This is a genomic window from Rhodococcus sp. BH4, from assembly GCF_002079265.1.
GTDB classification, from domain to species: domain Bacteria; phylum Actinomycetota; class Actinomycetes; order Mycobacteriales; family Mycobacteriaceae; genus Rhodococcus_F; species Rhodococcus_F qingshengii.
Genome location: NZ_CP014941.1, coordinates 3,675,845 through 3,689,290, shown reverse-complemented (window position 1 = coordinate 3,689,290; position 13,446 = coordinate 3,675,845). Strand labels below are relative to the sequence as shown.

General features: G+C 62.3%; 13 protein-coding genes. 6 read left to right on the top strand and 7 right to left on the bottom strand.

The genetic code is table 11. The annotated features are described in order from the left end of the window. Nucleotides 1-15: 15 nt before the first annotated feature. The 3 genes from A0W34_RS16895 (at nt 16) to A0W34_RS16885 (ending at nt 2,375) form a co-directional block, all read left to right on the top strand. Complete coding sequence (locus tag A0W34_RS16895; RefSeq protein ID WP_003941748.1) at nt 16-354, top strand: TfoX/Sxy family protein; 339 nt, start codon at nt 16-18, stop codon at nt 352-354. A 36-nt stretch (nt 355-390) separates the two neighbouring features. Next, entirely contained in the window at nt 391-1,755 is a 1,365-nt protein-coding gene (locus tag A0W34_RS16890) for a DNA polymerase IV (RefSeq protein WP_042452844.1), read from the top strand. A gap of 131 nt (nt 1,756-1,886) precedes the next feature. Beyond that, complete coding sequence (locus A0W34_RS16885; protein ID WP_371713249.1) at nt 1,887-2,375, top strand: hypothetical protein; 489 nt, start codon at nt 1,887-1,889, stop codon at nt 2,373-2,375. Between the two features lie 83 nt (nt 2,376-2,458). On the opposite strand, the gene A0W34_RS16880 is transcribed toward A0W34_RS16885, so the two are convergent. From A0W34_RS16880 to A0W34_RS16860, 5 genes are all read right to left on the bottom strand, one after another. Beyond that, complete coding sequence (locus A0W34_RS16880; RefSeq protein ID WP_042921836.1) at nt 2,459-3,850, bottom strand: glutamate decarboxylase; 1,392 nt, start codon at nt 3,848-3,850, stop codon at nt 2,459-2,461. Between the two features lie 711 nt (nt 3,851-4,561). After that, a complete protein-coding gene (locus A0W34_RS16875) occupies nt 4,562-4,894 on the bottom strand; it encodes a DUF202 domain-containing protein (protein ID WP_198035654.1) in 333 nt (110 codons plus the stop codon). Next, complete coding sequence (locus A0W34_RS16870; protein ID WP_054781930.1) at nt 4,891-5,253, bottom strand: YidH family protein; 363 nt, start codon at nt 5,251-5,253, stop codon at nt 4,891-4,893. The genes A0W34_RS16875 and A0W34_RS16870 overlap by 4 nt, the downstream gene beginning before the upstream one ends. Beyond that, nucleotides 5,250-6,083, bottom strand: a complete 834-nt coding sequence (locus tag A0W34_RS16865) for an SDR family NAD(P)-dependent oxidoreductase (protein ID WP_198035653.1) — start codon at nt 6,081-6,083, stop codon at nt 5,250-5,252. Before A0W34_RS16865 ends, A0W34_RS16870 begins: the two co-directional genes overlap by 4 nt. Then, nucleotides 6,067-7,665, bottom strand: coding sequence for an MFS transporter (locus tag A0W34_RS16860; RefSeq protein ID WP_269750069.1), 1,599 nt, complete (start codon nt 7,663-7,665; stop codon nt 6,067-6,069). The genes A0W34_RS16865 and A0W34_RS16860 overlap by 17 nt, the downstream gene beginning before the upstream one ends. 155 nt (nt 7,666-7,820) lie before the next feature. On the opposite strand from A0W34_RS16860, the gene A0W34_RS16855 reads away from it, so the two are divergent. The 3 genes from A0W34_RS16855 to A0W34_RS16845 all read left to right on the top strand — a co-directional run bounded on the left by A0W34_RS16855 (nt 7,821) and on the right by A0W34_RS16845 (nt 11,342). Next, nucleotides 7,821-8,762, top strand: a complete 942-nt coding sequence (locus A0W34_RS16855) for a helix-turn-helix domain-containing protein (RefSeq protein WP_081557978.1) — start codon at nt 7,821-7,823, stop codon at nt 8,760-8,762. Nucleotides 8,763-9,047: 285 nt separating this feature from the next. After that, nucleotides 9,048-10,463: a DUF1254 domain-containing protein gene (locus tag A0W34_RS16850; RefSeq protein ID WP_063316143.1), complete on the top strand. Its 1,416-nt coding sequence runs from the start codon at nt 9,048-9,050 to the stop codon at nt 10,461-10,463. A gap of 228 nt (nt 10,464-10,691) precedes the next feature. Then, nucleotides 10,692-11,342, top strand: coding sequence for an NAD(P)-binding protein (locus A0W34_RS16845; RefSeq protein ID WP_087503813.1), 651 nt, complete (start codon nt 10,692-10,694; stop codon nt 11,340-11,342). A 364-nt stretch (nt 11,343-11,706) separates the two neighbouring features. Here A0W34_RS16845 and A0W34_RS16840 read toward each other — a convergent pair whose 3' ends face one another. Both A0W34_RS16840 and A0W34_RS16835 read right to left on the bottom strand, forming a co-directional pair. Further along, entirely contained in the window at nt 11,707-12,474 is a 768-nt protein-coding gene (locus A0W34_RS16840) for a sensor domain-containing protein (protein WP_223304503.1), read from the bottom strand. Then, nucleotides 12,471-13,397 (bottom strand): hypothetical protein, encoded by a 927-nt coding sequence (locus A0W34_RS16835; protein WP_081557977.1) that lies wholly within the window; start codon nt 13,395-13,397, stop codon nt 12,471-12,473. Before A0W34_RS16835 ends, A0W34_RS16840 begins: the two co-directional genes overlap by 4 nt. Nucleotides 13,398-13,446: the final 49 nt, after the last annotated feature.

The window sequence follows — 13,446 nt, the reverse complement described above, 5'->3', positions numbered from 1 at the left end:
GAGTAGTTTGCTCTCATGAGCACGAGCAAGGAAACCGTGGCGCGCATTCTCGAGCAGTTGGAACCGCTCGACGTGCGGGCAAGGGCGATGTTCGGCGAGTACGGACTGTATTGCGACGAGAAGATCGTGGGCTTGATCTGCGGAGACGTCCTGTTCGTCAAACCCACCGAGGTCAGTACGGAGTTCGGATCAGAGGCCGATCTGGCTCCGCCGTACCCGGGAGCGAAGGATTATTACCGGGTGACGGAGGAACGGTTGCAGGACCTCGATCACCTGCACGCCTTCATTCAACGGACTGCCGACGTATTGCCCCTGCCGAAGAAGAAGTCGCCGAAGAAGAAGGCGCGGACGTAAATTCTGCACCTACTTTTGAGAGAACCGTAACGCCCGATGAATCAAGGTGATCCCACACGAAGTCGTAGGTGGGTGCTGCATCTCGACATGGATGCGTTTTTCGCTTCCGCCGAGCAGTTGACGCGTCCCACTCTGCGAGGTCGCCCGGTGCTGGTCGGCGGCTTGGGCGGGCGCGGGGTGGTGGCCGGGGCAAGTTACGAAGCGAGAGTTTTCGGTGCGCGTTCGGCAATGCCGATGCATCAAGCACGCCGGATGGTCGGTGGTGGAGCGGTGGTATTGCCACCGCGGATGTCGTTGTATTCGGTTCTGAGTAAACGCACCTTCGACGCGTTGCGCCTTCGTATGCCGATCCTCGAGCAACTGTCGGTGGACGAGGCTTTCGGGGAACCGGTGGAGTTGGCCGGTGTCGGAGCTGACGAGGTCCGCGCGTTTTGCGAGGACCTGCGGGCGTTGATCAAAGCCGAGACCGGGTTGGTCGCTTCGATCGGGGCCGGCGCAGGTAAGCAGGTCGCCAAGATCGCGTCGGGACTGGCAAAGCCCGACGGCGTCGCAGTGATTCCTCCCGGGATGCAGCACGAGTTGCTCGATCCACTGCCGGTGCGAAAGCTCTGGGGGATCGGTCCCGTCGCCGAGGAAAAGCTCAAGCGTCTCGGCATCGAAACCATCGGTGGGTTTGCCCGCACTCCCATAGCGGAGGTGGCGTCGATACTCGGAACCACTGTCGGTCCGGGGTTGCATCGGCTTGCGCAGGGGATCGACGATCGGCCGGTCGCCGAGCGTGCCGAATCCAAGCAGATCAGCGCGGAATCCACTTTCGCCGCAGACATCGTCACGATGGCGCAACTGCGCGCCGCCGTCGAAAGTAGTGGTCGTGCAGCATTTTCCAGGCTGGAGAAGGACGGAAGAGCTGCTCGCACCGTCGTACTGAAGCTCAAGAAGTCCGATATGAGTATCTTGACTCGATCCGTGACGCTGCCGTTTGCCACCATCGACCGCCAAATCCTCATCGCGACTGCGCAGAAACAGGTCATCGATCCACAGGAATTGGGGCCGATTCGCCTGGTCGGTGTGGGATTCGCCGGTTTGTCCACCGTTCGGCAAGGATCACTTTTTCCCGAGTTGGATCAGGATGTTCCCGGCTATCCGGTCGAGACTCTCACGGGCGCCCTCGATGAGGCCGAACTCGACGTTCCGGTGGCAGCACGTGTCCCTCAGCGCTACTGGCACCCCGGTTTGGACGTGAAGCATCCAGAATACGGACACGGTTGGGTGCAGGGCGCCGGGCACGGTGTGGTCACCGTTCGCTTCGAAACCCGTTCCAGCGGAACGGGAATCGCCAAAACTTTTGCCGAATCCGATGAGGTGCTCGAGGTAGCAGATGCGGTCGACAGCCTTCTCTGAGGATGTCCTTAGACTTTTTCCGCTTACCGTTGGGTAATGTTGTCGACGATCCTCGAGCAAGCACGATGTTCGACTGACGCTCGAATGTGAACACCCGAATGGATAGGACTGAGAAGTTGAAGCTTCAGAAGATGACCGTTGCAGCCGTGGCGATCGCAGCAGCCCTGACGATGACCGCGTGTGGTTCAGACGGAGGAGACTCCGACAAGACGACTTCGGCGAAGCCCACGACCACCACCTCTGCGGCACCCACGTCCGAGGTTGTTCTGCCGACCGCCCCTGAGCTCAACGCCAAGGTCGCTCAGGCACTCGACGAGAGCGTTCCGGCCGCAGACAAGGTCAACCTCGTCCAGGGCGCCGAGGCTGATCCCGAGCTGATCAACCAGGTCGCCGCTGCCGCCAAGGCTGCCGGCGCGCAGGTCGAGATCCTCGACCCGGTCACCGACACGGGCAGCGAGACGGCAGCAGCTTCGCTGAACATCGTCGTCAACGGCCAGCCGCTGCAGCAGGGCCTGCAGGCTTCGTTCGTCTACGAAGACGGCGTCTGGAAGCTCTCGAAGACCACCGCTTGCCAGATCGTCGGCGTTGCAGGTCTGACCTCGCCGGCTTGCGCTGCTTGATCTCTCGGTAACACCTGAAACACCAGAGCGGCCGCCGACTCCCGAAGGGGAGTGGGCGGCCGCTCTTCACGTGGTAAGCGACGTCAGTGATGGAATCCCTCGGTGACGCGCGGCCGCGGCATCGGGCTGTCCAGTTCGTCGAGGAACGCGGTTTCCTCTTCGATGATGCGCAGCAGATTGGCCGCCAGGTCCATGCTCAGTCCGTTACGAACCACGATGCGCTGCACTGTCAGATCCGCGAGATCGTCCGGCATGGGGTAGGCCGGCACCAACCAGCCCTTGCCTCGCAACCGGTCCGAGAGGTCGTACAGCGTCCAGTTGGACGTGTGCCCCTCGGCGAGGCGCCACGCGAAGACCGGGATGTCGGAACCGTCGTTCCACAGTTCGAACGCGTCGAGTTTCCCGATCCCTTCGGCGAGAAATTTCGCCACGTCCTGGGAGGACTGCTGGATCGCGCGATAGCCGTCGTGGCCGAGACGCAGGAACAAGTAGAACTGCAGGATCACCTGAGCGCCGGGGCGCGAGAAGTTCAGTGCGAAGGTCGGCATACTGCCGCCGAGGTAGCTCACCTTGAAGACGAGGTCGTCGGGAAGTAGATCCTGCGATCGCCAGACCACCCAGCCGAGGCCGGGGTAGACGAGCCCGTACTTGTGCGCCGAGGTGTTGATGGAGTGGACGCGCGGGAGCCGGAAATCCCATTCGAGTTCGGGCTGAAGGAACGGTGCGATCATCGCACCGGAAGCGCCGTCGACGTGGATGGGGACGTCGAGTCCCGTCTTCGCCTGGATCGCATCGAGTGCCTTCGAGATTTCCAGGACCGGCTCGTACATCCCGGTGTACGTGACGCCCATGATCGCGACGACGCCGATGGTGTTCTCGTCGACGTACTTGTCCAGATCGTGACCGTCGAGGGTGCGGTGTTCCTCGCTGATCGGCACGTAACGCGCTTCGACGTCCCAGTAGTTGCAGAACTTCTCCCAGCACACCTGGACCGCGGAACTCATGATGAGATTTGGCTTTTCGGTGGACTTGCCCGCGGCTTTTCGTGCGTGCTGCCAGCGTCGTTTCATCGCCAGGCCGCCGAGCATGCAGGCTTCGGACGAACCGATCGTCGAGGTGCCGATTGCGTCCTTGGGGGAGGGTGAGTGCCAGAGGTCGGCAAGGATGCGCCAGCAATAGGTTTCGATCGCGGCGGTCTGCGGATACTCGTCCTTGTCGATCATGTTCTTGTCGAACGACTCGGCATACAGTTTGGTGGCGTGATCGTCCATCCACGTGCTGACGAACGTCGCGAGATTGAGCCGCGCATTGCCGTCGAGCATCGTTTCGTCGTGGACGATCTGATACGCGGTCTCGGGAAGCATGCCGTCGGGTTCGAGTGTGTACTTCGATGCAACCGAATCCTCGCCAGGCCTCGAGAAGATCGGATTGACGGCTACGTAATCGGTGTGATCTGACCTTCTGGGTTCCGGCATGAACTCTGGCTCCTCACATCAGTGTGTCGCGTTGGTCTGTTTCGTACCTACTCTCACCGTTCAGTGTGGACGGGCAGTTGTCAAAGGGTCCATGATCAATCAATTATCCGGTCTGAAGTCCTAGTCTGCACACATCGTAGAAAGCGGCGAAAGAACACACGGTGGTGACAATCATGAGTGGGCCTACGATGCGAGGTAAGGACAGGCGAGAATCAGAGGCCCTGCGCCCGCCGCGCCGCAATCGAGGACGGACTTCTGTTTCGCTGATCGCAACTGCGACGAAAGGGCCGGATCGCAGATGGCTTGCCTCCTGGAGCGATCCACCGGTTGACATGAATTCGCAGAGTCACCGCGACTCCGACGGTCTTAGTAGCGTCACCCGGGAGATTTCGTGGCTGGAGGAACGCAGGCACGATCGAACGCGAGTTGCGACAGCGCGAGTGAAGCTTCGGGCCGGATCATGTCGGCAAACACCCTTCGGCCGACAGGATCCTGCCCATCGCTCGTCAGTGCAGCGAGCGAGTTCGCATGTCTGTCCCGCGGCGACCTGATCGCCGGTGAGCCTGTCCGCCAGCGGATTCCACATCTTCGAAAACCGTCGAACTTTGGAGGTTTGGTGATTCGGGTGTCGGGGGCGCCTGGCCTCGGCGCTCGGCTCCTTTGGTGAAATTGCGTTCAGGGCGTCGTGCTTGGTCGTGGAGCATCATCGATTCACAGGCTGGCGAGCACCAAGATCCCGGCGCTGATGGCCAAGGTGGCGACCAGCAACACCAGCGCTGAATTTCGTGTTGGCCCCGGGAAGCTGCGGCCGATCCCGAAATCGTCGGATCTGCGGCGGTGCCCTCGGTGACTGATTGCAATAATGCCGACTGCACCGATCAGCGTGCTTCCCCCGAGAATACCGATTGCGACTGTTGGGCCGGGGACATAGCGCAGGTAGATCAGCGCCGCCGTAGCCAAGGAGGTACCAGTCCGAACCCATGCCATCGTGGTCCGTTCTGGCTGTAGCCATCGGTCGGCATGTGTGGGTTGAAGGGGTGTCACCGCGTCACCTCGACCATCAACAACGTCAGCGCGGATCCCAGTACAAGCCCCGCGGCGATGCCTGCGAACGTAGGGACTGGGAGGCTTCGCCCCAACCGCAAAGCGCGTTCGACCGCGATCCATCGATGAAATGCACTGACAGACAGCATGGTTGACCCAGTCAACACGCCAACTACCAGGGTGGCGTGAACGGTGGGGCCAACCATCTCGGAGCCGAATGCCTCGAAGCCGACGGCGGCGGCAACCAAAGCCAGGGCGGTCCGGATCCAGGCGAGGAATGTGCGTTCGTTGGCCAGGGTGAATCGAGGGTCCGGGTCTTCGCCGACCCGGAACGCACCGGGGCACCAGAACGGTCTCATTTGGCGACGGCGACGAAGGGGGCCGGCGGGGTGAGCTTCGTGAGATGATCCGCGTGATATGCGGCGAAGGCCTCGAGGACCTCCGGCTGTGTGCCGATCCAGAATGCGCCTTTCGCGAGCTGAGCGAAGATGCTCTCTGCAGCCTGCTCGGGTGTCAGGCCCTGGCCGAGGTACCGGTCGAGTTGCTCGCGAAGCGCTTCACCGGCCAGGCCGCTGGCTGAAGCACCTGAATAGATCTGGGTCCGTACCGCGCCCGGGAGCACTGCCGATACCTGAATGGGAGCGCCGACGGTCTTCACGTCCAGGTAGAGCGTCTCGGTCAGGGCTAGCACCGCGTGCTTACTCGTGAGATATGGCGATTGCAGTGCGCCCGCGCTGAGGCCACCGATAGAGCTGAGATTGAGCACGTATGCCTCCTCGCCAGACGCGATCATTCGTGGGAGGAATGCGTGGACCCCGTTGAGCACACCGCCCACATTTATCGACAGCAACCGCTGCCAGCGGTCTATCGGAACCTCCCAAAATAGGCCAGGGGCCTCGATCCCGGCGTTGTTGACGAGCAATCGGACAGAGCCGAACCGCTCGTACGCGGCCCGGGCCAGCCCCTCCACCGACGACGGGGCACTGACGTCCGTCTGGACCGCAGTGGCCTCGGTGGCTGCCGTTGACAGTTCGGCTGCGAGTTGTTCGGCCCGGGGCATGTCGATGTCCGCCAACACCACGTTCATTCCGATGGAGGCCGCGTGTCGTGCGAGCCCCTCGCCGATTCCGGATGCCGCGCCGGTGATGACGGCGGTGCCGCCGGAGAACTTGTCATGCGTGATAGTCACTTGTGGCCTCCGTGGGGGACTGTTGCTTGACCGGTATTGTCGCGGCGGCAGGACGTGCAGTATTCGCGCCAATCGTTGCTCCGCCGGAGGCGGGGGCGCGTCCGTGACTCATCGTGAACGCCACTATGAGACCGATGGCGCCGAGTGCACCGAGTAGTAGGAAGACGTAGGTGAATCCCGCATCCGTGTAAATGATCTGGCGTGTGCCTTGGTCGACGGACCAAATGTGCGCGGAGAGGATCGCGCTGAGGATGGTGACGCCGAATGCAGCGCCGAGGCTGTTGCTGGAGCCGAGTACGCCGGCGTTCGCCCCCGTCTGAGATGGCGGTACCGCTTCGACGACAAGGTTGGCGCTGGCTGCGTAGAAGAAACCCTGGCCGACGCCGAAGATGGCGACCAGTGTGATGATCTGCCACTGTTGGTCGTGCACAAAGGCCAGCAGGCTCAGGCTGATCATGATCGCGGTCATGGCGACGATGAGGCTCGCCCGGGGGCCACTGCTGCGCGCGAGCAGTCCGGCCAGGGGGCCGCTCGCCATGGCGAGGATGCCATGTGGGAGAGTCCACAGCGCGAAGGCGAAGGCAGTGAGCCCGAACCCGTAAGAGATGCCGTCAACCCGTGGCGTCATGAGCATCAGTGGCAACGCGAACGCGTATCCACCGATAGCGAATGAGCCGAGTAAGCTTGCGAGCATCGTGCTGCGCATGGCACGCGCCCACAGCACCCGCATGTCGATCAGAGGTTTCGTGGTGTGCAATTCGTAGAGGACGAACACCGCGATCAGGACCGCAGAGACCGCGAACGCAATCAGCGTCTTTGGTGAGTCCCATCCCCAAGAGCGACCCTGGTTGATGGAGAGCATCAGCAGCAATGATCCGCCGCCCAGCAGGCCCGCGCCTACCCAGTCGAGCTGGTGGGACAGGCGCAGCGGCGATTCCGGCGCGGTGAAATAGACCGCCGGGGCGATGACGGCGACATAGGCGAGGAGGAACCAGAAGATTGCGCGGTAACCGAACTCGGTCGAGAGGTAGCCGCCGATGAGCGGGCCGGCGATACCGTTGAATCCGATGCCGGTGGACACTGCCGACAGGGCCACGGGGATCATGCGTCGTGGGAAGACATCGCGGATGAGGCCGTAAGCGAGCGGGGTCATGCCGACGCTCGCGGCCTCGAGGGCGCGCCCGAGCAGCAGAATCGGAAAGGTCGGGGCGAGGGCGCAGGTCAGCGTTCCGATGCTGAATATGCCGGCGACGACCATCAGCATGCGCTTCTTGCCGTAGATGTCTCCGAGCTTGCCGATGATCGGCAAGCTGACGACCCCGACAAGACCGAGGATGGTCACCACCCAGCCGATGTCAGGAGTGTTGAATTCGGCCGCCATGTATCGCAGTGATGGGTACACCATGCTGTATTCGAGGGGGGCGACTTCGAACAGTAGAACGATCGAGATCAACAGGCCCACATAGTATTTGGTTGATCGTTCAGGCGCTCGGCGTTGTTGCGGCGGTAGGGGGGTAGGTCGAGTCACGACAGTCTCGTTTCCTTGAGTTGTGGTTTCGTGGCGATTCGAACGTCGATCCATGAGTCCGCGGACCCGGAACATTCGGCGATGTCGGCCGTGAGGGACTTTGGGAGCACGGAGTGCGCGTATCAAGGTTGTGTCGCAATTGGTCGAAATATCGACCGATGCGGTAAGGTGATGCGCGTTACTGTAGGTGCCTTGGGAAGGATTGGTCAATGGTTGATTCCGAAGTGGCGGACCGCTCGGCAGGCAGGGAGGTCGTGTCGCCGCCCACTGCGCGCGTAGTGCAGGTTATCGACTTTTTGGTGCGTAACCAGGGGAAGCGTTTCGGTCTTTCAGAGCTTGCGCGACGATGCGAAATCACCAAACCGACCTGTCTCGGCATCGTGACCGAACTGACCGCGTGCGGATATCTCATTCGTGACACACAGACCAAGTCTTACGGGCTTGGGCCAGCATTGGTCTCGGCCGGGCGGGCGGCCCAGCGCGATTTTGCGCTGGGCTCGATGGTGCGCGACCGTCTCGAGGGCCTGAGTGAGCAGTTCAGCGCTATCTGTATGGCATCGGCCGTGGTTGGCGACAATGTCATGGTTCTCGAGATGGTCGCGCCCCCGGGCGTCGAGCCGCCGGCCAGTGTCGGCGACGTGTATCCGTTCGCGCCGCCGCTGGGGCTCATGTTCATGCTGTGGGAACCGGACGAGGAGCTGGAACGTTGGCTGCGGAGCGAGTCCGCGCTGGCTGTCGGGACAGACTTCGAACACATCCGGCTGATGGCCGCCGAGTGCCGGGCGGAAGGATATCTGGTTGAGAACCTCTCGCCGACCGTTCAGCGGTTGCACCGGCTGATGGCCGGGGTTGCTGCGCACGACGTGCCGCCTGCCGTACTCGAGCTTGTCGGTGACCTGGTGTCGAGTCTGGGCGAGCGGAGATTCCTCGGGGAAGCGGTTCGCGCTTCCGCTGGAAAACACCCAGTCAGCCTGGTAGCGGCCCCGACCTTCGACGCGGACGGTCACCAGTCTCTCGTTTTGACCGTCTACGTCGGCGGCGAGATCAGCAACCTTGAAATCGCCAACCGAGCGTTGGCACTGAAACAGGTGGCCGACGCGGTGACATCCGACGTCGGTGGCCGCAATCCCTTTGCCGGCCGCGGAAATTGACCGTTGACTGGTCAGGAATTGGCTTGTAACCTCAATTCGTTCCCATATCCGACCGTGCTGGTCGATATTTAGACCGTCAATGGAAGTTGCGGCGCCCGAGTCCGATTGCTCCCGGTCGCCGCACTGCCCGGGTCGTTCAGTTCTGGGACGCAATTTGTGTGAGGCGTATCGACGCTAAGGCTGCGGCCGTGCGAGGAGGCTGTCGCCGACGCCTCTTCGGCGATGTGTGGGGCTTTGCGTCGAGCGAATCTCACTGACACGTAACGACTCCCGAGGAGTTCCTTGATGACCACCATGATCGACCAGTCTTTGAGTGTCGACGATGTCAGCGATCTGATCGCCGATGCCTTCGACTGGGGCATACATCTTGCCGGGTTTTACGAATTGCGGCACGTCTACACGGGTTTGGAGGGGCAGCCGGCATATCGCGGGCTCAATCGTCTCCAGCCGATCCTCGATTTGTTCGACGCCAAGGTTCGCATCGCCACGACAGTAAATGCCTCGACGCTCTATTCCGGTGGGATGTTCGACTTGTCGAACGATCCGGTCGTCATCGAAGCTCCGGGCGTAGCTGACGGTCGGTACTGGAGTATTCAGGCACTTGGCCCGAACATTGACTGGTTCTTCATGGCCGGATCGCAATTCACCGGAAATGGGCCGCAGCGATACGTGATCGTTGGTCCGAGGTGGAGAGGCCTCCTACCGGCCGGGTTCGCTGGCACTGAGGTCGTGCGATCACCGTCCGATGCATTCGTGCTCACTGTTCGCGTGGCAGTGACGAGTCGAACTGAGCAGGACCTGGCCGGTGCACGGGCCGCGGTGACGGGCGTCCGCGCGGCTCCACTTTCGCTGTGGCACGCCGGCGGTGGCCGCGTTCCGGACCTCGTGGATCAGCCAATTGTCAAGTCCGACTACGCCACGTTTCCGCGGATGGACCTGATTGCCGACATCGGAAAGTCGATGACCGCGATCGACTATCTACAGCTCCTGAGTTTGGTAATCAACGATCCTTCCATGACTCGCCGGTCGGATTCGGTAAAGGAGCGGGAAGCCCTCGCGAATCTCGCTCGGCTCGGGTTGCGTCCGGGGACTTGCTTCGACCCCTCGCAGATCACCGATGAACAGCGCGAGGTGATCGATCGCGGATTCGCGCGGGCGCGGACCGATGCCAGGCAGGCATTCGAGAAGACGCAGGTGGATATGAGCGGGTGGAAGTTGCAATCCAGCCTTTTCTACGACGATCTCGACTACCGTGCCAAAGCTGGTGCTAACGACGTGGCGTGGGGCACCCCAGTGCCCTTTCAGTCCCACACAATTGGTTACCTGTTCGACGACGCCGAGGGTTTCCCTCTCGATGGTGCGAACTGCTACACCATTACATTCGACGTGGAGGATTTGCCGCCGGTCACCGAGTTCTGGGAGCTCCCGGTATACGACTCTCAGGGGTACTTTATCGAAAACTCTGAGAACCGTTACAGCGCAACGAGTTACCTCGCGCGAGCCGGAGAATACGCCGTTCGGGACGGGAAGTTGACGTTCTACCTCCAGGCTGAGCGACCCTCTGATTCTGATCTTGCCAGGAATTGGCTTCCTGTCTCCGCGACGGATGGCTTCCAGATTGCGGCTCGCTTCTACGGCCCCCTGGCGCAGCTGATCGACGGCACCTATCCGATGCCCCCGGTGGTGCGCGCGGGGGCATGACCCTCGGGTTCCGGTCCCCGCCTTCGTAGGCGCGAATGGCCACTCTTTCATCGACTGTCTGTGTATGAATTGAGTTGGTGTACAAGTTGAGTCGGATCCATGATGCGAGCCGGACCCAGTGCCGAGGCGGTCCGGCAGTAGTAGAAATCTGCCGGACCGTATCGGTTCCGCGACTGTCGAAGGCAACCTGTGCGAGAAGATCCGCACCTCTGGGTATCACAACGGAAGGTGGAAGATCTCGAATCGTTTCGGGAGAAGTACGCGGCCGAGCGCGACAAACGTCTGCCGAATACCGGGGCCGACACCGTTCAGGCGATTGATTTCGAAGGTACTTTCGCATCGTTCGACAGCGATCCGAATGCGAGCGATTCTCGCACCGCACCGCCGTTGACCGCCGATCTCGACGTGCTCATCGTCGGCGCCGGCTTCGTGGGCATCAGTGCTGGCGTCGAACTGAAGAAAGTCGGTGTCACCAACTTCAAGATTCTTGATGCCGCAACGGACTTCGGCGGCACCTGGTATTGGAATCGGTACCCGGGTGTGCGCTGTGACGTCGAGTCGTACGTCTACCTGCCTTACCTGGAAGAGACCGGTTACATCCCGACTGAGCATATCTACTCGGGCTGCATGATCGGTCCAGGCTGGTTCGCAGGTCGCCGTTGGGTGGCGCCGATGCGACTCAAGGACCTGCGCTTCCCGGCGAGCGGACCGGTCGCGGCCGAGATCGCGGACGGTTCGTACCTTGCGATCTACTGGGTACACGAGCCGGAGACGGAACAGGCCGAGGCATGGGCCCGTACCCAGGTTGGCGAGCTGTACGCCGCCGGCCGCGGATTCGCCGAGCGTGAGCACGTGTGCATAATGACGCCTGCCGAATGAGGCACCCTGATCTCGATACGCCGGCGCGTGCGGACATCGAGCCGATATTTTGCGGGCCTTAACGGCCAGTCGGTCGACGCGGGCGCGGTGGCCGTCACCAATTGACATTCCCTGCTCGGCGTAGATGTTCGAGACGGTGCTGTTCACTGCGGTCGTAGATGCATTCGCACGCTCGCCAGGGTGCCAGTGAACGGAACGGAATCGAGGGCTGTCGGCGCTCTGCGAACGCCGCCGTCCTTTTGGTGTTCCAAGGCCGAAGACAGCGATCTTCCGAGCGCTGACAGACCACAGAAGCGTCAGCGAGGCAATTCCATTCACAAGAACATAGTCCGGAGGTTCGCGAGAGTGTTTCCGGCCGAACTGTTTAAGGTGACTGGGCGCGCAGGCGATCTGCGGCGGCCGATGCCATCGAGTGGAGAACATCGGGGGCGATCGGACTCGGCGCCGTCGCGGACACCTGAGTCAACGTCGTCCCGACTGCGGCCACGATCGCGTCGGCAACCAAGGTGAAACCGCCACTCTCCGTGATGATTCGGAAAGCGAAAGACGCGTCGCCGACGTTCGGGTCCGACGCTCCGCCGACGCGATAGGTGATTGTCGTTCCGTCGGCATCGGTTCCCGAATACTCCGCACACCCAGCCAGCGTGGTCTGAAGTTTCTCGAAAGCTGCTGCTGCTGCAGTGCCGTCGGCGTACGAAGCAGAGTCTTGATCGATGCTCGTGAAATCGGGGCCGGTGAACATGTCGGAGAGGTCGGCGACCGATCCGGGAGCCTGGGTGGCTATCGGCGCCAGAACCTGGGCGCAGACGGCGGGGTCGGTGCTCGACTTGTCCGCCTCCGAATTTTCCGGCGCCGGTGCGAGGCCGAGGTCGTCGACCGGGTCGGGAACTACGTCGAAGTCGGCAGGTAGCTCGGACAGGGTGAGCGCGGCTCGTTGCAGGCCGTCACGGTCGAGAGGCGCCCCGCTCAGCGGTGCGGCCGGAGCAGCCGTGAACGGCGCCAAGCCGACCTGTGGGGCGGAAACCTGCGTAGTCGTGTCGGCACCAGGCGAGTCGTCCGAGCCGCAACCGGTCACGACGAACAGTGCCGCCGTTGCTGTCAGACCAAGTGCGAGAAGCGACCGGCGTGTCACGATTCCCACCGAATGCTGTTGGAGATGGTCTGCCGGATCACCGAGGAGCTGTCCGGGTCGCCGTATGCCTGGTCGCCGCCGACGGTCATCTGTCCGTCGATCGGCAAGGGGAGTGAGAGGTCGACGGTGAGGTTTCCGGAGCCGGCCATGACGTACTGATCGATGTTCAGCGTTCCGGCGTCACCAGCCAGGTTCCAGACCGGGCTCTGCGGGGTCTGCGATACGTCCACCGCGAGCGAAAGCCGATTGCCCTCGCGCGCGGTGAGCGTGACGGTGGTTGTCTGATCGAGCAGGATTTCGCTGCTGACTTGCTGCCGAACCACCCAACGTGCGCCGACACCGACCGGAGCGTCGGGGAGTGCGGCGGTCCGGTAGACCGCTTGGCCCAGCGCTTGTTCGATTGCAGCGCGGGCAGCATTGGCCGAGTTGGCGGAGGGCTTCAACCGTAGGGCGGTGATGGCGCCCGAATCCGTGACCGACAATCCGGCCGCAGACCCGTCGGCCCCGCTCAGCGCAGCCTGCAGCGTTGCATCGGGCGAGGTCATCGACGACAGCGTGAGGTCAACGACTGCGGTGGGATCGTCAGCGGTCACGTTTGCCGAGAGCGGGATCGTGATCTCCGGCGAAGAGAAATCCTGCGCCGGTTGTTGATCGATCTGCTGACTCACGACGGCCTGGGTGACGAGCGTCGCCGTCTGCGTGGTGCCGACAGGCAAGTTCGTACGCAAAACCTCGCGCGGCTCGCTTCCCGCCTCGAGAACTTCGACCGTCGCGGCGGTCACCGGAACAGTCACCTCACTCGGCGAGGAGGTCGGGGTGTTCGGAGGTTGATCCGAACCGCCGCAAGCGGTGAGAACGGTGGTGAGAGCGAGGGCAGCGAGGGCGAACGGAACGCGTCGGCCGGTCGTGGACAGCAGTGGCACGCGCTCCAGGCTAGCCGCAGTTGCAGAGTGCGTGACCCGGTGCGGTGAA

Excerpts from the sequence above, each read along its gene's own strand:
- A0W34_RS16895 (WP_003941748.1), top strand. The coding sequence starts at position 16 with ATGAGCACGAGCAAGGAAACCGTGGCGCGCATTCTCGAGCAGTTGGAA.
- A0W34_RS16890 (WP_042452844.1), top strand. The coding sequence starts at position 391 with ATGAATCAAGGTGATCCCACACGAAGTCGTAGGTGGGTGCTGCATCTC.
- A0W34_RS16885 (WP_371713249.1), top strand. The coding sequence starts at position 1,887 with ATGACCGTTGCAGCCGTGGCGATCGCAGCAGCCCTGACGATGACCGCG.
- A0W34_RS16880 (WP_042921836.1), bottom strand. The coding sequence starts at position 3,850 with ATGCCGGAACCCAGAAGGTCAGATCACACCGATTACGTAGCCGTCAAT.
- A0W34_RS16870 (WP_054781930.1), bottom strand. The coding sequence starts at position 5,253 with ATGAGACCGTTCTGGTGCCCCGGTGCGTTCCGGGTCGGCGAAGACCCG.
- A0W34_RS16860 (WP_269750069.1), bottom strand. The coding sequence starts at position 7,665 with ATGGATCGACGTTCGAATCGCCACGAAACCACAACTCAAGGAAACGAG.
- A0W34_RS16855 (WP_081557978.1), top strand. The coding sequence starts at position 7,821 with ATGGTTGATTCCGAAGTGGCGGACCGCTCGGCAGGCAGGGAGGTCGTG.
- A0W34_RS16850 (WP_063316143.1), top strand. The coding sequence starts at position 9,048 with ATGACCACCATGATCGACCAGTCTTTGAGTGTCGACGATGTCAGCGAT.